This is a genomic window from Sphaerisporangium corydalis, from assembly GCF_025506355.1.
Taxonomy (GTDB): Bacteria; Actinomycetota; Actinomycetes; order Streptosporangiales; family Streptosporangiaceae; genus Sphaerisporangium; species Sphaerisporangium corydalis.
The window spans coordinates 130,298-147,840 of the sequence record NZ_JANZYP010000001.1 but is presented as its reverse complement, the minus strand read 5'-3'; the positions used below and the strand labels follow the sequence as shown (position 1 = coordinate 147,840).

General features: G+C 73.3%; 16 protein-coding genes and 1 pseudogene. 8 read left to right on the top strand and 9 right to left on the bottom strand.

The window, feature by feature from the left end:
* Positions 1–58 precede the first annotated feature (58 nt).
* Both NYZ98_RS00665 and NYZ98_RS00660 read right to left on the bottom strand, forming a co-directional pair.
* Positions 59–1,108, bottom strand: coding sequence for a methyltransferase (locus NYZ98_RS00665; protein ID WP_262840416.1), 1,050 nt, complete (start codon positions 1,106–1,108; stop codon positions 59–61).
* A 138-nt stretch (positions 1,109–1,246) separates the two neighbouring features.
* Positions 1,247–2,152 (bottom strand): AraC family transcriptional regulator, encoded by a 906-nt coding sequence (locus tag NYZ98_RS00660; RefSeq protein WP_262840414.1) that lies wholly within the window; start codon positions 2,150–2,152, stop codon positions 1,247–1,249.
* Positions 2,153–2,309: 157 nt separating this feature from the next.
* Here NYZ98_RS00660 and NYZ98_RS00655 point away from each other — a divergent pair, with 157 nt between their 5' ends.
* The gene (locus tag NYZ98_RS00655) at positions 2,310–2,615 is read left to right on the top strand and encodes a putative quinol monooxygenase (RefSeq protein ID WP_262840412.1); all 306 of its coding nucleotides are present in this window, start codon (positions 2,310–2,312) and stop codon (positions 2,613–2,615) included.
* Between the two features lie 167 nt (positions 2,616–2,782).
* The gene (locus NYZ98_RS00650; protein ID WP_262840410.1) at positions 2,783–3,097 is read left to right on the top strand and encodes an alpha/beta hydrolase; all 315 of its coding nucleotides are present in this window, start codon (positions 2,783–2,785) and stop codon (positions 3,095–3,097) included.
* A 484-nt stretch (positions 3,098–3,581) separates the two neighbouring features.
* Here NYZ98_RS00650 and NYZ98_RS00645 read toward each other — a convergent pair whose 3' ends face one another.
* Positions 3,582–4,235, bottom strand: a complete 654-nt coding sequence (locus NYZ98_RS00645) for a response regulator (RefSeq protein WP_262840408.1) — start codon at positions 4,233–4,235, stop codon at positions 3,582–3,584.
* Positions 4,232–5,371, bottom strand: a complete 1,140-nt coding sequence (locus NYZ98_RS00640; protein ID WP_262840406.1) for a sensor histidine kinase — start codon at positions 5,369–5,371, stop codon at positions 4,232–4,234. Before NYZ98_RS00640 ends, NYZ98_RS00645 begins: the two co-directional genes overlap by 4 nt.
* A 223-nt stretch (positions 5,372–5,594) precedes the next feature.
* Between NYZ98_RS00640 and NYZ98_RS00635 the strand changes: the two genes are divergently transcribed.
* Both NYZ98_RS00635 and NYZ98_RS00630 read left to right on the top strand, forming a co-directional pair.
* Positions 5,595–7,502: a serine hydrolase domain-containing protein gene (locus NYZ98_RS00635; protein ID WP_262840404.1), complete on the top strand. Its 1,908-nt coding sequence runs from the start codon at positions 5,595–5,597 to the stop codon at positions 7,500–7,502.
* Between the two features lie 152 nt (positions 7,503–7,654).
* On the top strand, positions 7,655–8,686 hold the full coding sequence (locus NYZ98_RS00630) for a tyrosine-type recombinase/integrase (protein WP_262840402.1): 1,032 nt from the start codon (positions 7,655–7,657) through the stop codon (positions 8,684–8,686).
* A gap of 3 nt (positions 8,687–8,689) precedes the next feature.
* On the opposite strand, the gene NYZ98_RS00625 is transcribed toward NYZ98_RS00630, so the two are convergent.
* Entirely contained in the window at positions 8,690–9,793 is a 1,104-nt protein-coding gene (locus NYZ98_RS00625; RefSeq protein WP_262840400.1) for a serine hydrolase domain-containing protein, read from the bottom strand.
* Between the two features lie 215 nt (positions 9,794–10,008).
* Between NYZ98_RS00625 and NYZ98_RS00620 the strand changes: the two genes are divergently transcribed.
* Positions 10,009–11,034: a tyrosine-type recombinase/integrase gene (locus NYZ98_RS00620; protein WP_262840399.1), complete on the top strand. Its 1,026-nt coding sequence runs from the start codon at positions 10,009–10,011 to the stop codon at positions 11,032–11,034.
* Between the two features lie 12 nt (positions 11,035–11,046).
* Here NYZ98_RS00620 and NYZ98_RS00615 read toward each other — a convergent pair whose 3' ends face one another.
* Together NYZ98_RS00615 and NYZ98_RS00610 are read right to left on the bottom strand one after the other, a co-directional pair.
* Entirely contained in the window at positions 11,047–11,775 is a 729-nt protein-coding gene (locus NYZ98_RS00615; protein ID WP_262840597.1) for a TetR/AcrR family transcriptional regulator, read from the bottom strand.
* A 246-nt stretch (positions 11,776–12,021) separates the two neighbouring features.
* A pseudogene (locus NYZ98_RS00610) lies at positions 12,022–12,219 on the bottom strand (GntR family transcriptional regulator); the annotation flags it as partial.
* 138 nt (positions 12,220–12,357) lie between these two features.
* On the opposite strand from NYZ98_RS00610, the gene NYZ98_RS00605 reads away from it, so the two are divergent.
* Positions 12,358–13,563: an FAD-dependent monooxygenase gene (locus NYZ98_RS00605; RefSeq protein WP_262840398.1), complete on the top strand. Its 1,206-nt coding sequence runs from the start codon at positions 12,358–12,360 to the stop codon at positions 13,561–13,563.
* 387 nt (positions 13,564–13,950) lie between these two features.
* On the top strand, positions 13,951–14,580 hold the full coding sequence (locus NYZ98_RS00600; RefSeq protein WP_262840397.1) for a LysE family translocator: 630 nt from the start codon (positions 13,951–13,953) through the stop codon (positions 14,578–14,580).
* A gap of 128 nt (positions 14,581–14,708) precedes the next feature.
* Here the strand turns inward: NYZ98_RS00600 and NYZ98_RS00595 are convergent, their stop codons facing one another.
* Together NYZ98_RS00595 and NYZ98_RS00590 are read right to left on the bottom strand one after the other, a co-directional pair.
* On the bottom strand, positions 14,709–16,133 hold the full coding sequence (locus tag NYZ98_RS00595) for a hypothetical protein (RefSeq protein WP_262840396.1): 1,425 nt from the start codon (positions 16,131–16,133) through the stop codon (positions 14,709–14,711).
* Entirely contained in the window at positions 16,126–16,755 is a 630-nt protein-coding gene (locus tag NYZ98_RS00590) for a TetR/AcrR family transcriptional regulator (RefSeq protein WP_262840395.1), read from the bottom strand. Before NYZ98_RS00590 ends, NYZ98_RS00595 begins: the two co-directional genes overlap by 8 nt.
* 149 nt (positions 16,756–16,904) lie before the next feature.
* Here NYZ98_RS00590 and NYZ98_RS00585 point away from each other — a divergent pair, with 149 nt between their 5' ends.
* The gene (locus NYZ98_RS00585; RefSeq protein ID WP_262840394.1) at positions 16,905–17,312 is read left to right on the top strand and encodes a hypothetical protein; all 408 of its coding nucleotides are present in this window, start codon (positions 16,905–16,907) and stop codon (positions 17,310–17,312) included.
* Positions 17,313–17,543 lie beyond the last annotated feature (231 nt).

The window sequence follows — 17,543 nt, the reverse complement described above, 5'->3', positions numbered from 1 at the left end:
GGCGCGGAAACCTCATCGGTGCGCGATCACCACGGGGACCCCGACCCGGGGACCGGTGTCAGGACCCCACCGGGACACAGTCCAAAACAACATGACCCAGCGGAGTGTCACGCACCCCCGCCAGACCGAGCCCCGCCCCCTCGGCCAAAGCGACGTAATCCTCCACCGAACGCTCACGACCACCGCTCAGCACCAGCATGCGCAGATCCATCTCGGCGAACATGGCCCGATCGTCACCGAAACCCCCATGCGTCTCGATCACCACCACCCGCCCCCGCCGCCCCGCCGCCTCCGCGCACCGGCGCAACACCAGCGACGCCTCCTCGTCCCCCCAGTCGTGCACCACACGCCTGAGCACGTACACATCACCCCCCACCGGCAACGGATCGAAGAAACTCTGCCCGGAAAACGCGCACCGCCCCTCCAGCCCCCGCCCGGCCAGATACCGCCGGCCCCCCTCCACCGTCTCCGGCAGATCCACCAGCGTGCCCCGCACACCCGGACCGGCGCCCAGCACCTCGGCCAGGAAAGCGCCGACACCACCCCCGACGTCCACCACATGACGCACACCCGACCAGTCGACCCCCGACACCGCGTCGGCCAGCGCGTCCGCCCCCGACGCCATCATCGCGTCGAACGACGCACCCAACCGAGGGTTCGCCGCCAGATGCCGCCAGAACGGGGCACCGAACACCGACTCCCACGCCGGCCTCCCCGTACGGACCGTGTGCAGCAGACCGGTGAACGCCAGATCCATCTGCCCGCCGAACCCCTCCAGATCCAGCCGCTCCCGCATCCCCGCAGGATGACCGGCCGCCAGCAACGCGGCCGGCCCGTTCACCGCGAAACCCCCCGGCTCCGGCTCGGCGTACACACCCCGGCCCACCAGGTGACGCAACAACCGGCCCAGCGCGTCCTCATCGGTCCCCGAACGGCGCGCCAGCTCCGCCACGGGCACCACCTCACCGGCCATCAGATCACTCAGCCCCAGCGTCGCCGCCACCCGCACCGCCATCGGCGTGACCAGATCGATCACCGGCCCCAGCACCTCCCAGGCCGCCTGCCACTCCGACACCCGCCCCCGCTCCACACCCTCGTCCCCGCCCACGAACCCTCCTGTCACACCACCACGGCGCACCCCGCCCGGAAGCCACCATTACACCGCCCGCGACCGGCCACCGCCAGCCAGGCAGAGACCCCGGGGGAACGGGGGAGACCCGGGGGACAGGGGAGGGGCACCTGCCCGTCACACCAAGGCGGGCGAGGCGCCGGGCACCGAACCGCGCAGCCGCGCGGCGTCCTGGCTGGGCGGCGCGCCGAACTGCCGCCGGTACTCACGGCTGAACTGCGACGGGCTGTCGTACCCGACCCGGTACCCCACCCCGGTCACGTCATTGGGGTGGGTCGCCAGCAGCAGCCGCGCCTCCTGCAACCGGATCTGCTTCTGGAACTGGATCGGGCTCATCGCCGTGACCTCCTGGAAGTTGCGGTAGAACGCCGACACGCTCATCCCCGACAACCGCGCCACCTCCTCCACGCGGAACGACTGCGTGTAGTGCTCACGGATCCACCGCACCGCCCGCGCCACATGACTCAGACCGCTGTCGGCCAGCCCGAGCTGACGCACCACCCCGCCCTGCTCACCGGTGATGAGCCGCCACAGGATCTCCCGCTCGACCAACGGCGCCAGCACCGCCATGTCACGCGGCCGGTCCAGCAGGCGCACCATCCTGACCACCGCGTCCACCAGCCCCTCCGGCGCGTCGCACACCGCCATGCCCGGCGCCGCACCGCCACCGGCCGGCGGAAGATCCCCCGGAGCGGCCCGCAGCAACACCTCCGCGACCACGGCCGGGCGCAGCACCAGCCCGAACCCCAGGGCAGGCGACTCCGGGCTGGCCTCGGTGAAGTGACCGGTGATCGGCATGTCGACCGAGGCGATCAGATACTGCCCGGCGCGGTACTCGTACACCCGGTCGCCCAGCGCGATCCGTTTCGCGCCCTGCGCGATCAGGGCCAGCACCGTGCCCGACATCGCCGGCGACGGGGGAGAGGACCGGTCCACCTTCGACACCAGGACACCGTCGATCGCGGTGCCCATGTCGGGCCGGGCATGGCGGGCCAGCAGGGCACGCAACTCCTCAAGGTCCATGCCCCCGATTGAAACACGAACCCGATACTCCCCACAACGAGAGGATCAGGCAAGAGGCCAGGAGCATCATTCTAACGTTTCAGCAGGTCACGATGATTACATGAAGTCGTCGGAATCGCAGGAGCACACCACGGCTCCGCAAACGAACGGAACCCCCATGAGCGTCAAGCACGGCTTCCACGCCACCATGACCGCACAGCCCGGCAAGGCCGGCGAACTGATCGGACTCCTGCTCGACGCCCCGTCCCTGTCCAACGACGACTGCGTCGTGTTCCTGGTCGGCCGCTCGGCCTCCGACCCCGACGTCGTCCACGTCACCGAAGGCTGGACCACCCAGGAGGCCCACGCCAGGTTCTTCGCCACCGAGAAGGCGCAGGCACTGGTCGCCGGCCTCCAGCCGCTGCTCGCCGGCGAGTCCCAGTACACCGACGAGATCCCCGTCGGCGGCAAGGCCGCCTTCTGAGCCCGTCACCCCCGTCCGCCACCGGCCCGACCGGCCGTGACGACCACCGACCCACCATCCCCACACCGGACGGCGCCCGGATCCCGCTGTCGATCTTCAGCCCCGCCGGAACCGGCCGCCCCGCCGCCGCACCGTGCGTCTACTGGATCCACGGCGGCGGAATGGTCATGGGGGACCGGTACTCCGGCCTCACCGGCCACGACGTCCCCGCCTACGTCTCACCCGCGGTGGCCACCGACCTGTCGGGCCTGCCGGCCACCTACGTCGACGCGGGGTCGGCCGAGGTCTTCCGTGACGAGGACGTCGACTACGCCACCCGGATCTGGGCGGCCGGCGGCCAGGCGGAACTCCACGTCTGGGCGGGCGGCTTCCACGGCTTCGACGCCCTGTACCCGCGGGCGGAGGTCTCGGCCACCGTCCGCCGCACCCGCGCCGACTGGCTCACCCGGGTCCTGAACCCGGTAGGCCCGCTTTCCACCTGAAAATCCGTAACCAAACAGAATTGAGCTTCTGTCTGGTTAGAGACCATTCGGGCGAGCGGGGCCCGGTGGGGACATGTCACACGAAGACACGCGCCCGCAGACGCGTTCCGGACGGCCCTCGCCACGGCCGGTGTACGCGCGCGCCGCACGTGGGCCCTGGAGCGCCCGGTCCATGATCGGGATCCGTCATGATCCACATCCGTTTCATGATCGTTTTACGGATGTCCGGTTCACCCGGCGAACGTCCCGCCCATCACGATCGGCCGCCACGCCGGGCCGTACGGCGCCCGGCGGCGCCACCGGCCCAGGACGGACGCGGCACACGGAAACACCCGCGGACGCATGATGCGGCAGGCGGGCGCGAATTGGCCGGAGCCCCTTCCCACCAGCGCTTACATCAGCGTTTCATGCATAATCGCACTTATGCATGAAACATGATTCGCCCTCCCCCCGGCCAAGACCCGCCGGGATCCGCCGGGATCCGTCACTCGGCGATACCCGCCCGGAACGCGGCGATGGCGAGCTGGACGCGGTTGGTCGCCGAGAGCTTGTCGAACAGGCGGGTGATGTGGCTTTTCACCGTCGCCTCGCTCATGTGCAGCCGGGCCGCGATCTCGGCGTTGGAGTGACCCAGGCCGATCTCGCCCAGCACCTCCCGTTCACGCGCGGTCAGCCCCTGGAGCCGGTCCAGGGCCGCGCGGCGGCGGCGGGTGCGGTCCTCGGCGGTGACCCGTTCGATGATCTGCCGGGTCACCCCGGGTGAGAGCATCGAGTCCCCCGCCGCCGCCAGGCGCACGGCGCGCAGCAGGTCCTGGGGCGGGGTGTCCTTGAGCAGGAACCCGGTCGCGCCGGCCTCCAGGGCACGGAACACGGCGTCGTCGGCGTCGAACGTGGTCAAGACGATCACCGACGGCGGGTCGGGGCGGGCGCGGATCGCCGCGGTGGCGGCCAGCCCGTCCAGGCCGGGCATGCGGATGTCCATCAGGACCACGTCGGGCCGGTCGCGGTGGGCGGCCTCGACGGCGGCGCGGCCGTCCCCCGCGTCGCCGATCACGGTCATGTCGGGGGCGGTCTCCAGGATCATGCGCAGCCCGGCGCGTACGAGCGCCTCGTCGTCGGCCAGCAGTACCGAGATCATCGTGTGCCCTCCGGGTCGGGCCAGGGCAGGACGGCGCGCAGCCGCCAGCCGCCGGGTTCGCCGGCGGGCGGGCCGGCGTGCAGGGTGCCGCCGACCAGGCGGACGCGTTCGGCCAGGCCGACCAGGCCCGACCCCGATCCCGGCAGGTCGGCGGGCGGGCCGGCGGGCGGGGTGTTGTGGACGGTGACGGTGACGGTGGTGTCGTCGCGGTCGACCGAGACGGCGGCGGGGGCGTCCGGGGCGTGTTTGCGGGCGTTGGTGAGGCCTTCTTGGGCGACGCGGTAGACCACGCGGGCCATGGCCGGTGGCAGCGGGCCGGCGTGGTCGGCCAGCTCGACGTGCTGCCCGGCGTCGGTGGAGGCGCGGACCAGGGAGGTCAGGTCGGCGAACGGCTCGTCGTGGCGGGGGTGGTTTGAGCCGGGTTCGGTGCGCAGGACGCCGAGGACGTAGCGCAGTTCCTGCAGCGCTTCGCGGGCGGTGACCCGGATGAGCGCGGCGCCTTGGTTGGCGGGGGTGCCGGTGGTGGTGAGTTCCAGGGCGCCGGCGTGCAGGGCGATGAGCGACACCTTGTGGGCCAGGACGTCGTGCATCTCGCGGGCGATGCGGGTGCGTTCGGCGGCGCGGGCCTGTTCCTCGCGGAGCAGGCGTTCGGCTTCGGCGCTTTCCGCGCGTTGCCGCCAGGAGGTGGCCAGGTCGCGGCGGGTGGCGGTGTGGACGCCGACGGCGGTGACCGCCAGGGTGCCCAGGGCGGCCCAGGTGGCGTCGGGCGCGGTCAGGGTGCCTTCGGCGATCCATGACCAGGCGGCGAGCCCGGCCCATCCGGCGGGCAGGACGATCCACAGGTGGCGGCGGGGGGCGTAGGAGGCGCCGGCGTACAGGCCGGTGAGCAGGGGGCCGGGGTTGCCCGACAGGGCGTAGGCGGCGGCGCCGGTGACGGCGGCGATCAGGGGGTGGCGGCGGCGGGGCCATTGGGCCAGGCCGCCGGCGGTGCCGGCGGCGGCGATCAGGGGGCGGGGCAGGTCGGTCCAGCGTGCTTTGACGGCGAAGGCGGTGAGGATCAGGCAGGCGGCGACGACGGCGGCGTCGGTGAGGCGCGGGTCGGCGAGGCGGGCCCGCAGGCGGCGTGTCGCGTCCATGTCCGCAGCTTAGGCCGTGGGTGCGGGTGTTCTCGTGGGCCTTTGGTCGGCGGGTGGGGGCGGTGGGCTGCGACTTTGGTCGCAGGCGGTTTCGCTCGCGGGGCGATGTGGGCGGTGCGGGGGTTTGGCGAGGGTGGGGGGCGTCGCTTCCGGCCGGGGCGGCCCTGTCCCCCGGCCGGTGCCGCCGTCCGGCGGCGGGCCGTCGTCTTCGAGGAGTCGTTCCATGGGTGCTTTCCTGTCCCGTCTGAGCCGGGTGGCCGTGGTGCTCGGCCTGTGCGCGGGTGCCGCCGCCGTGCCGGTGGGCGGTGCGGCGCCGGCGTGGTCGGATTCGGCCGGGTGCCGCTCCCCCGCGCCGGCGGCGGTGGCGGGGTTCTTCGACGGGGCCCTGCCGGGCGGGTTGCGGCGTGAGGGTGTGCCGGGGGCGGTGGTGTCGGTGGTGTCGGGTGGCCGGACGGTGTTCGCCAAGGGGTACGGGCTGGCGGACGTGGCGCGGGGGGTGGGGTTCGACGCTTCGCGGTCGCTGGTGCGGATCGCCTCGATCACCAAGTTGTTCACCTGGACGGCGGTGATGCAGCAGGTGCAGGCGGGGCGGCTGGACCTGGACGTGGACGTGAACCGGTACCTGAGGACGTTCACGATCCCGGCGACGTTCGCCGCGCCGGTGACGTTGCGCACGTTGATGGGGCACACCGCGGGTTTCGAGGACCGGTTCGTCGGGACCGGGGCGCGGACCGCGGCCGAGGTGCCGCCGCTGGGCGAGTATCTGGCGGCGCACGTTCCGGCGCGGGTGCGGCCGCCGGGTGAGGTGTCGGCGTACTCCAATTACGGTGCCGCGCTGGCGGGGTACATCGTGTCCCAGGTGAGCGGGGAGCCGTTCGACCGTTATGTGCAGCGGCATCTGCTGGATCCGTTGAAGATGGGGCACAGTACGGCGGCCGAGCCGGTGCCGGGGCCGTTGGCGGCGGACCTGGCGCGCAGTTACCTTCCGGGGGCCGTGCCGGTGCCGTTCACGTTCGATCCGATGACGCCGGACGGTTCGATCAGCGCCACGGCGGCCGACATGGCGCACTTCATGATCGCCCACCTGGGCGGGGGGCGGTTCGGTGACGCGGCCATCCTGGATCCGGCGACGGCGGCGCTGATGTTCCAGCGGTCCTCGGGCAACGACCCCCGGCTCGGCGGGTACGCGCACGGTTTCCAGGATCGGGTGTTCAACGGGCACCGGGTGCTGATGCACGACGGCGGGTGGGAGGGTTTCCTGAGCGTCCTGATGCTGGTGCCGGGGTGTGACCTGGGGGTGTTCGTGTCGGTGAACGGTGTCGCGGACGCGGGGTTGCAGAAGGTGATCGACGGGTTCTTCGACCGGTTCGCCCCGGCGGGGGCGGTGCCCGACTCCCCCGGGCCGGTGCCGCCGCCGGGCACCCGGCCGGCCGCGCCGCTGGCGGGGTTGTACGAGCGGACGCGGCACGGTGAGTCGACGATCGAGAAGATCCTGGTGCTGCTCGGGCCGGCGCGGGTGGCGGTGCGCGGTGACGGTGTGGTGCGTTTCCAGGACAAGGACTGGTCGCCTCAGGCGGACGGGGCGTACGCGCTGGCGGACGGGAGTGACCGGCTGGTGTTCCTGTCGGGTGCGGGCGGGCGGCGTTATGTGGCGACCGACCGGGGTTCGGCGTTCGAGTTGATGTCGGTGTGGCGGACGCCGGCGGTGAACCTGCCGGTGCTGCTGGTGTTCGCGGTGGTGGCGTTGAGCGTGCTGGCGGTTCCGGTGGCGGGGGTGTGGCGGCGGGCGCGGCGCCGGCCTGTTCGTACGGGGGGCGCCTGGCGGGTGGCGCGTTGGCTGGGCGCGGGGGCGTGTGTGGCGGGGCTGGGGTTCCTGGTGGCGCTGGGGGTGTGGTTGTCGGGGGACACCGACGGGTTCCTGTTCGGTGCCCCGGTGGGTTTCCGGGTGTTGTTCGTGGTGCCTGTGGTGGTGCTGGCGATGGCCGGGGCGGCGGCGGTGCTGACGGTGCGGGGGTGGCGGGGGCCGGGTGCCGGTGTGGTGGCCCGGGTCCACCAGGTGGTGGTGCTGGCGGGGTTGTCGGGGCTGGTGTGGTTTTTGTGGCAGTGGAATCTGATCGGCTGGCGGTTCTGAGGGCCGCCGCCCCGTGCCCCGGCGGTTCGTTCCGTGGCCGGTCGGGGTGCGGGGCGGCGTGTCGCGGGGGTGGGTTCGCCGGGTTTCGGGATAATCACCGGCAGGTGTGTCACGTCGTACGATCGGGTGCTTTGGCCGGTGCGGAGGCCGTCATGGGTGATGGTGACCCTCTGGTGCTGATGCGGGTGCCCGAGGCGACCGCGGAGTTTCTGTCGGGGTTGCGGGCCAAGAAGCTGTCCCCGCACACGGTGGCCGGGTACCGGCGTGATCTGCTGATCGTGGGGCGGATCGCCGAGGAGGCGGCCGGGGTGGAGCCGGGCGGGCTGGAGGTGCGCCGGCTGACGGGGCGGCTGGTGCGCGCGGCGTTCGCCGATTTCGCCGGGCCGCGGTCGCCGGCGAGTGTGAACCGGGCGTGGAGCGCGTGGAACCAGTTCCTGACGTTCTGTGTGGCCGAGGGGATGCTGGAGGGCAATCCGATGGCGGCGGTCCCCCGGCCGAGGCAGCCGGCCAAGGCGCCCAAGCCGCTGCTGGGCGACGGTTCGGCGTCGGCGACGTTGCTGGAGCGGATCGCGGCGGGGGCGCGGGAGGCGCGTGACCCGTGGGTGGAGCGCGATCTGGTGGTGCTGGGGCTGGCGCTGGTGACCGGGATGCGGTCGGCGGAGTTGCTGGGTGTGACGATCGGGTCGATCGGCGGGGCGCCGGGTGATCGCCGGATCCAGGTGGTGGGCAAGGGCGGCAGGTCGCGTTCGCTGCCGATCGAGGCGCCGATCGAGCGGTTGATCGAGGATTATCTGGACAGCCGGTCGCGCCGGTTCGGCCTGGTGTCGTTGCCGAGGTCGGCGGCGTTGCTGGTGGACACCAGGAACGCGCCGTTGCGGCGGGGCGGGTTGCAGTACCTGGTGGGGCAGTGTTACCGGTACGCGGGGATCAACGACCGGGTGCAGAAGGGGACGCTGGTGCACGCGTTGCGGCACGAGTTCGCGACCCGGCTGGCCGAGCGGGGCGCCTCGGCGCACGAGTTGATGGAGTTGCTCGGTCATTCCTCGATCGTGACGGGGCAGGGGTATGTGGCCTCGACGGCGCGTGAGGTGCGGGGGGCGGCGCGGGCGAATCCGGCGTACGGGGTGCTGGACGGGTTGCTGCCGGGCGGGGCTTCGGGCGATGGGGTCTCCCCCGCCGTGTGAGGGTCAGGTGGTGAGCCCGTCGTAGGCGGCGCGGACGATGTCGCCGGCGCGGTCGCCGCCGTTGAGCATCCGGTTCATCACGAACGACACGGTCATGCGGGCCTGCAGGTCGACCACCACCAGTGACCCTCCCCATCCGCCCCAAAAGCAGGTGCGCGGGTTGGGGGACATCCGCAGGTCCTCGTCGTTGAGGCCGTAGCCCAGGCCGTAGCGGGCGGGCATGCCGCCCAGGTAGGGGTCGGGGCCGTGGTACTGCTCCTCGAGGGCGCGTTCGCAGCCCGCCGGGGACAGCAGGCGTACCCCCCGGGCCGCTCCCCCGCAGGCCAGGATGGACTGCACGGCGGCGACCGAGCGGGCGTTGCCGTGCCCGCCGGCGGCGGGGATCTCGGCGCGCCGCCAGGGGGTGGTGTTGGCGTCGGCGGCGCGCATCGGCGTCTGGTCGCCGGGGTCGCCGGTCTGGCCGGGGTCGTCGGGGGGCGGGATGACGGGGGCGACGCGGTGGTCGTGGGCGGCGGGCAGCCCGATGTGGAAGTCGGCGCCCAGGGGGCCGGCGACCTGCTGGGCGAAGAAGGTGCCCAGGGTGAGGCCGGTGACGCGGCGGACGACCTCGCCGACCAGGTACCCCTGGGTCAGGGAGTGGTAGGCGCCCTGGGTGCCGGGCGGCCACATGGGGGCCTGGGCGGCCAGGCGGGCGGTGGCGGCGGCCCAGTCGTACAGTTCGCCGGCGGGCAGGGGTGGCCGCCAGTCGGGCAGGCCGGCGGTGTGGGAGAGCAGGTGGGCCACCGTGACGCCGTCCTTGCCGGCGGCGGCGAACTCCGGCCAGTAGCGGGCGACGGGGGCGGTCAGATCCAGGTCGCCGCGGTCGGCGAGGATCAGGGCGCACAGCGCGGTCATGGTCTTGGTGACCGACCACACGTTGGTGATGGTGTCGCGTTCCCAGGGCCGGGTGCGGGCGGCGTCGGCGTATCCGCCCCAGATGTCGGCCACCGGTTCGCCGTCGAGGTAGACCGCGGCGCTGGCGCCGACGTCGTCGCCGTCCAGCAGGCCGGCCAGGGTGTCGGCCACTTTGGCGAACCGGTCGTCGCAGGTTCCGTGTATGGGTGCCACGCTCGAACCTAACCCACCGGCGCCGCCCGCACCCAACCCGCCTCGCCCGTGGGGCCCCCGGCTCGGGCGGGCGTCATCGTGCGGTGGCGTGTCGTGGTGTCGGCTTGTTCTCCGGTTCCCGGGTGCCGGGCTTGGGGTTTCCCGGCGGGGCGTGGGAATTGTCGGTGCGGGCGGGTACGGTCGGCTCGACCTGGCCGAGAGGACTGAGCTGATCGATGCGCCCCATCCAGTTGAAGCGAGTCACCGTCGAGGAGTCCGCCGACCGTTACGTGGAGCTGGTCCGCGCCAAGACCGTGACCGGGGCGCTGGCCCCGGCGACGGCGGAGGTGTACGCGCGGGACGTGGCCACGTTCACGGTGCTGGCCGGGGCGGGGCGGGTGCTGGACGACCTGACGGGTGAGGACGTGGACGCGGTGCTGCTGGCGTTCGCCCGCAAACCCGACGGGCGCCGTTCGCCGGGCGGGGCCGCGGGCGGGCAGGCGCAGAGCCCGTCCTCGCAGTCGCGGTTCCGCCGGTCGGTGTCGGCGTTCTTCAAGCACGCGACGCTGGCGGGGTGGGTGCAGGTGAACCCGATGACGACCGCCACGGTGACGGCCAAGGAGCGGGGCGGGCTGCGGGCCGAGCGGCGGGCGTTGACGCGTGAGCAGGCGCAGGGGCTGGTGGGGGCGGCGCGTTCGCTGACGGCGGCCGAGCCCGACCGGGGGCGGCGTGACCAGCGCACCGAGGTGCGTGACGCGCTGATCGTGTTGCTGTTGTCGACCCTGGGGCCCCGGGTGTCGGAGCTGGTCCGGGCGAATGTGGAGGATTTCTACACCAACAACGGGGTGCGGTACTGGCGCATCTTCGGCAAGGGCGGCCGGACGCGTGACGTGCCGTTGCCGGCCGATGTGACCGAGGTGCTGGACGCCCATCTGTCGGGTGGGCGCCCTGCCTCGGCGGAGAAGGCGTTGCTGCTGTCGTGGCGGGGCAGGCGGCTGGCCCGGGGGGACGTGCAGGCGGTGATCGACCGGGTGCAGCGGCGGGTCGACCCGGCGCAGCGGCGTTCGGTGACGCCGCACGGGTTGCGGCACACCACCGCGACCCATCTGCTGGCCGACGCGGTCGACATGGACGCGGTGCGCCGGGTGCTCGGGCACAGCGACCTGGCGACCCTGGGCCGTTACCGTGACGAGTTGCCGGGTGAGCTGGAGGTCGCGATGCGCACCCACCCGTTGCTGCGCCGCCCGGCCGCCAGCGAATGATCCCGAGGGACCTCAGCGTTCACGGTCATGGGGCGGGTGGGGATACCGGTCCGCCCGGGGGTGTCGAGCGGCTCGTTCGGACGCCGGTGGTGTCGTTCGCGCCGGGGTGGTGGGGTCCGGTGGGAGGAGGGTGGCGATGCCGTCGAGCAGGCGGTTGAGGCCGAAGTCGAACAGGCTGTCCAGGTCCATGGTGTCGGGCGGGATCTGTGACAGCAGGGGGAAGCCCGCCATCATCGGCAGGACCGCGGTCCGCAGCCACTGCTCGTCGGTGATCCCGGTCTGCTGCACGGCGTCGGCCTCGGCCTCCAGGTTGGTCGCGGTGCCGCGCACGTAGTTGGCGAGGGTCACGTAGATGTGGACCATGGTGACCGGGTCCAGTCCCAGGCCGTCCACGGCGCGCATCGCCCATTCGGCCTGGGCCATCCCGTTCGGGGTGGGCGCGGGGCGGGTCATCGGCATGGCTTGGGCCAGCCAGGGGTGGCGGTGGTAGAGGGCCCACTGCGTCCGGGCGGCCAGCTCCAGCCGGGCCCGCCAGCCGTCGGGCGGCGGTTCGGGCAGCGGGGCACCGGCCAGGGCGGTGTCGGCCATGAGGGTGAGCAGTTCCTGCTTGCCGGGCACGTGCCGGTACAGCGCCATGACCGAGGTGCGCAGGGCGGCGGCGATCCGCCGCATGGACAACGCGGCCAGCCCTTCGGCATCGGCGATGGCGATCGCGGCCCCCACGACGCGCTCCCGGCTCAACTCAGCACCACCGCGACCCGCCGAGGCGAGACCCGCCCGGGGGTCGGCCGTACCGGAACCCGCCGCCGAGGGATCTGAAGACGGGAAGGGACGGCTACGAGAGGTAGTGCGTGAGCCGGTGTGGGGAGCGGTGGAAGGAAGGGCACCGAGAGGCGGGCCGGTACGAGGGGCACGGGAGCCGGTGCCGGGAGCGGAGGGCGGGGAGGGCGGGGAGGCGCCCGTAGGCGGGGTGGTCACTACGGTGCCTATGCCGGGGACCGGGGTCAGGAGGCCTTCTTGGCGGAGGATGGCGAGTGCTTTGGTGGCGGTGGCCATGGCTACTCCCCATTCCCGGGTGATCTGCCGGGTCGAGGGCATCCGGTCGCCGGGTCGTAGCCGGCCGGTGGTGACGCGGTGCCGTAGTTCGTCGGCGATCCGCAGGTACGGCGGCCGGGTCTGGTCCATGGTCCCCTCTCCCCCGCACTAGTGCGCGTGGCCCCGGGCGGGCCGGGTGCCGACCGGCACGAATTGGTGCACTAGTGCTCGCTTACAGTGTACGCGCACCGGAGGTACGGTGGCGGCACGACAACGAGGGGACCTGTGATGACCAACGTGCTGATCTGCGGTGCCGGCATCGGCGGAACCGCCCTGGCCCACTGGCTGGGCCGCCACGGCCACACCGTGACCGTGGTCGAGCGGGCGCCCGCCCCGCGCCCCGGCGGCCACACCGTCGACCTGCGCGGCGCCGCCCGTGAGGTGGTCGACCGGATGGGGCTGCTGCCGCGGGCCCGCGAGCTGTCGGTGGGCTCCAAGGGGATGTCGTTCGTGGACGCCTCCGGCAGGCGGGTGGCCGACATGCCCGCCTCCTTCCTCGGCGGCAACGGGGTGGTCGGCGAGGTGGAGATCCCGCGCGGCGACCTGGCCGGCCTGCTGCTCGAGGCCGCCGGGCCGGACACCGAGTACATCTTCGGCGACACCATCACCGCGATCGCCCAGGCACCGGCGAGCGTGCGCGTCACCTTCGAGCGGTCGGCGGCCCGCGAGTTCGACCTGGTGGTGGGGGCCGACGGCACGCACTCGACGACCCGGTCGCTGGTGTTCGGCCCGGACGCGGGGTTCCGCCGCGAGCTCGGGTGCTGCACGGCGTCCTTCACGGTGCCGAACGTGTTCGGGATCACCGACTGGGAGCTGTTCTATAACATGCCGGGCCGCAAGATGGCGGCCCTGCGCCCCTCCCGGCGGCCGGAGGAGGCCAAGGTCCTGCTGGGGTTCGCCTCCGCTCCCCTGGGCCGCGACCGGCGGGACGCGGCCGAGCACAGGCGGGTGGTGGCCGGGGTGTTCGCCGGGGCGGGCTGGCAGGTGCCCGAGATCCTGCGCCGGATGGACGCCGCCACCGACTTCTACTTCGACTCCGCCACCCAGGTCGTCATGGACGGCTGGTCGCGCGGCAGGGTCGTCCTGCTCGGCGACGCCGGGTACGGCCCCTCGCCGCTGGCCGGGAACGGCACCGGGCTCGCCCTGGTCGGCGCGTACGTGCTCGCCGGGGAACTGTCCCGCGCGGGCGGCGACCACCGGGCGGGGTTCGCCGCCTACGAACGCGAGATGCGCCCCCTGGTACGGCAGTGCCACAAGCTCCCGCCCGGCGGCGTCAGCGGTTTCGTCCCCAACTCGCGGGCGGCGATCAGCATGCGCAACCTGTCGATCCGGCTGATGCCGCACCTGCCGTGGGCCGGGCTGATCGAGAAGGCCGTCTCCCGGGGCGACGCCATCACCTTGAAGGACTACACCCCGGCCGCCACCCGCACCTAGACCGGTCACTCGTGAAATCCCGGGCCGCTTTCTGGGGGGTCGCGGGTGAAAGATCGGGCCCCCGCTTTCCGCCAGGGGAAGACCAGAGGAGCGGAGGAGAGAGATCGCGAAGGGATTCCGGCCTGGGTCCGCGCCCACGGCAGGGCCGGCCACTTCGGCGGTGGGGGGTTCGTGGGGAAGCGGAAGGATTCCGGCCGGGGGTCGCACCCAGGGCCGGCCACTTCGGCGGCGGGTTCGAGTTCGGCGGGGGTTCGTGGGGATTCGGTGTCCCGTCCGGCGCAGTGGTGCCGGCGGCGGGTGTCCACCCGCACACGCCCGCCCCCACGGGCCGGCCGCTCACCCCCGCTTTTGGTGGGGGATTCGTGGGGAATGGGGGAGGATGGGCGGGTGCTTTCCTCTTTGGCGTCGTTCGCCGTGGTCGCCGCGTTGATGACCATCGTGCCGGGGCTCGACACCGCCCTGGTCCTGCGCGCCGCGGTCACCGGTGGGCGCCGGCAGGCGTTCGCGACCGCTCTCGGGATCAACACCGGGGTGCTGATCTGGGGCGCGGGCGCCGCGGCCGGGGTCTCCGCGCTGCTGACCGCCTCGGAAGCGGCCTACACCGTGCTGCGGTACGCGGGCGCCGCCTACATGGTGTGGCTGGGCGCCTCGATGCTGTGGCGCGCCCGGCGCGGCGCCGCGAACGGGCCGGCCGCCGAGCAGGCCCCGGTCCCGGGCGGCGCGGGGCGGGCCTGGACGCGCGGGCTGGCGACCAACCTGCTCAACCCCAAGATCGGCGTGTTCTACGTCGCGCTGCTGCCGCAGTTCATCCCCGAGGGCGCCCCGCACCTGCTGACCGGGGTGCTGCTGGCGCTGGTGCACAACCTGGAGGGGTTCGCGTGGTTCACGCTGCTCATCTTCGGCACCGAGCTGGCGCGCGGCGTCCTGAGCCGGGAACCGGTGCGCCGGGCCGCCGACCGGATCACCGGGACGGTCCTGATCGGCCTCGGGGTGCGCCTGGCCCTGGCGGCCGACTGACCGTGCGCACCGATACCGCCGATCCCCCGCAGGCCGGACGGCCGGTCCCCTCCCCCTCCCCCTCCCCCTGCCCCGGCGGCGTGCCGGGCAGGGCCGACCGGGGCGGGCAGGGCCGGGGTGGGGTGGGGTCAGGCGAGGGGGATGATGCGGCGGTACTTGCCGCCGGGTGAGCGCTGGGGTGGTTCCTCGGCGTGTTCCAGGGTGACGCCGGTGACGTCGTGCCGGATGAGCAGGCGGGTGATCTCGGCGTGCACCGCGCTCCACACGCGGCCGGGGTCGGCGCCCGCCGAGGGGACCAGGCGTACGCGCAGCGTGGTGGCGGTGGTCTGGGCGATCTGGAACCGTTCGACGCCCGCGGTGCGGTCCAGCAGGGTGCCGAAGGCCATCGGGGTGATGCCGACGCGGTCGCCCCGCCCGGTGGGGAAGGTGAGCACGTCGGCGGCGCGGCCCTGCACCCGGATCGCCGGCAGCGGGTTCCCGCACGGGCAGGGGTCGGGGCGGGCCATGACGCTGTCGCCGAGGTCGTAGCGCAGGATCGGCTGCACCCGGTTGGCGAGGTTGGTCAGCAGGGCGGTGTGCGAGGGCTCCCCGGGCGGGGTGGGCCGGTGGTGGGCGTCGACCGGTTCCAGGATCGCCCAGTCGCTGTTGAGGTGGTACCACCGCCGTTCGCACCCGTAGGCGAGGAACCCGCATTCGGTGGCGGCGTAGGCGGTGTGGACCGGCGCGCCGAACGCGGCCGCGATGCGGTCGAGGTCGTCTTCGGTGGAGGTCTCGCCGCCGGCGATGACCAGCACCGGCCTGAGCCGCGCCCGACCGGCCGCCCGCCCCGCCTCTCGCCCGGCGCCTTGCCCGGCCTCTTGCGCGGCCCCTCGCATGGCGTCTTGCGTGGCGGCGAGCAGGCCCAGCATGCTCGGGGAGCTGACGACCAGCGCCGGGTCGTACCGGGCGAGCTCGGCGTACAGCTCCGCCGGCGGCTCGTACATCGAGAAGACCCGCAGGGCGCGGCCTCGGCGGCTCTCCTTGCGCAGGCGGGCGGTCAGGGCGGTGCTGAGGAGGTGGCCGCCGGGCGCGGACACCATGGCCGTGCGCCCGGCCCGGGTGAGGATCTTGACGATGGCGCCGGCGCCGAGCGCGCCCCGGCTGCGCGAGCCGAGGGCGAAGTTCACGGCCATGTTCCGGTCGTCCAGCACGAACACCCCGCGCAGGCCGCTGGTGCCGGAGGTGGTGGCCACCAGGTAGCGGCCCTGGAACCGTTCCCCGGCCCGCCCGGGGTCGGCCATGAACGCCTGGACGCGGTCGTGGGTCACCTCGGGGTCGGTGACCCATTCGTCGAAGCGGCCCATCAGGTCCCGTTTGGTGGTGACCGGCAGCAGCGCCGGGTCCTCGACCCGCTCCGGCAGGTCCTGGTACAGCTCGCGGTAGTAGGGGGAGGCGGCGCGCGCGTGGGCGACCATCTCCGCAAGGCGGGCCCGTCGCCGGGCCGCGATCGCCTCGGGGCCCTGCGCGGCGGCGCGGCGGGCGTCACGTGTCAGCCGGCGGACGCTGTCATCCATGGTCGTCGGGTCCTTTCTGTGCTCGCAGGCCGTCCATGGCGACGCCGACGCCGACGCGGGCGGCCTCCCACAGGTCCTGCTGGGGGCGGCCGAGGCGGACGGCGGCGATGCCGGCCTGCTGGACGGCGCCCATCAGCGACCCGGTCATCGCGGCCGCCGTGATCGGGTCCAGATGGCCGGGGAAGGCCGCGCACAGCTCGTCGGCGATCTTGTGCTGCAGGTCGAACAGCAGGTACAGGGCCTTGGCCTGGAGGGCGGGCACGGTGGAGACCAGGCGGTAGGCCAGCGCCAGCTCCCGCGCCCGTCCCGGGGGGAGCTCGGGCATGTGGTGGGCGGTGAACCGCTCCAGCATCCGCGCCAGCACCTCGGCGGGGCCCTCCTTTGGGCGGCGTTCGGCGATGGCGCCGAGCAGCAGGGCGTAGGTGTGCTCGGTGTCGACGAACAGCACCTCGTCCTTGCTGCGGAAGTAGTTGAAGAACGTCTTGGGGTCGACGTCGGCGGCGGCGGTGATCTGGGCGACCGTGGTCCCCTCGTACCCGTGCTCTTCGAACAGCCGCAGGGCGGCGGTGACGATCAGCCGCCGGGTCAGCCGTTTCTTGCGCTCGCGCCGTGTCTCCTCCACGCGCACCAATGTACACCTCATTGATTTTTCCAGCCACTGGAAACTTCAACGCGGCCGGTTTTCGGCGTCCGCAGGGCACGGCGTCGATAAGGTGAGGCGACCGGCGGCCCGTCCGGGCCCGTGTTCTCCTCCTCGCAGGCAGGGTGCCGATGCGTCTCCATCCAGGCGAGCCCGAGGCCACCGGCTGGCGGCCGATGTCGGTGCCCGGCGCCGTCCGGCACCTGCTGGCCGCCTCGCCCGGCGTCACCGGCCGCCCTCGGGTGATCGCGATCGACGGCCGGGGCGGCGCCGGCAAGACGACCCTGGCCGGGCGGCTCCGCGCGGCGGTACCCGGTTCGGCGATCGTGCACCTCGGCGAGCAGGAGCGGCTGCTGGCCGCCCGCGACGGCGAATCCCCCGAGCAGCTGGCGCACGTGGCGCGGTGGCTGCTGGAGGAGGTGCCGCTGTTGTCGCGGGAACGGCCGTGGGCCCGCGCCACCATGATCGTCGCCGGTCCCGCGCCGGCCGGTCACGACCCGGGCACCGGGCTGCTCGTCGCCCCGCCGGCCGGCCGCTGAGCCCCCTTCGCCCGCCGAACGCCCGTCCGCTCACCGGACATCCGCCTGTCAAAGGGCTTGACAGGACGTGAAGGCGGGATGATCCTGACCATGGGAGCGCTCTCTTCACACCTAAAATTAAGCACCAAAAGCATGGGTGACGACGTCGGCGCGCCTTTCCGCTCCGCCCCGCCGGCGGCGGGCGCGCCCCCGGCCGCCCCCGCCGCGGTCCCCCCGTGCCCGGAAGGAAAC

What these genes read in the sequence shown, in the direction of transcription:
- NYZ98_RS00630 (WP_262840402.1), top strand. Translation starts at nt 7,655, where the DNA reads ATGGGTGATGGTGACCCTCTGGTGCTGATGCGGGTGCCCGAGGCGACC.
- NYZ98_RS00620 (WP_262840399.1), top strand. Translation starts at nt 10,009, where the DNA reads ATGCGCCCCATCCAGTTGAAGCGAGTCACCGTCGAGGAGTCCGCCGAC.
- NYZ98_RS00605 (WP_262840398.1), top strand. Translation starts at nt 12,358, where the DNA reads ATGACCAACGTGCTGATCTGCGGTGCCGGCATCGGCGGAACCGCCCTG.
- NYZ98_RS00595 (WP_262840396.1), bottom strand. Translation starts at nt 16,133, where the DNA reads ATGGATGACAGCGTCCGCCGGCTGACACGTGACGCCCGCCGCGCCGCC.
- NYZ98_RS00585 (WP_262840394.1), top strand. Translation starts at nt 16,905, where the DNA reads ATGCGTCTCCATCCAGGCGAGCCCGAGGCCACCGGCTGGCGGCCGATG.
- NYZ98_RS00660 (WP_262840414.1), bottom strand. Translation starts at nt 2,152, where the DNA reads ATGGACCTTGAGGAGTTGCGTGCCCTGCTGGCCCGCCATGCCCGGCCC.
- NYZ98_RS00650 (WP_262840410.1), top strand. Translation starts at nt 2,783, where the DNA reads ATGGGGGACCGGTACTCCGGCCTCACCGGCCACGACGTCCCCGCCTAC.
- NYZ98_RS00640 (WP_262840406.1), bottom strand. Translation starts at nt 5,371, where the DNA reads ATGGACGCGACACGCCGCCTGCGGGCCCGCCTCGCCGACCCGCGCCTC.
- NYZ98_RS00655 (WP_262840412.1), top strand. Translation starts at nt 2,310, where the DNA reads ATGAGCGTCAAGCACGGCTTCCACGCCACCATGACCGCACAGCCCGGC.
- NYZ98_RS00645 (WP_262840408.1), bottom strand. Translation starts at nt 4,235, where the DNA reads ATGATCTCGGTACTGCTGGCCGACGACGAGGCGCTCGTACGCGCCGGG.
- NYZ98_RS00635 (WP_262840404.1), top strand. Translation starts at nt 5,595, where the DNA reads ATGGGTGCTTTCCTGTCCCGTCTGAGCCGGGTGGCCGTGGTGCTCGGC.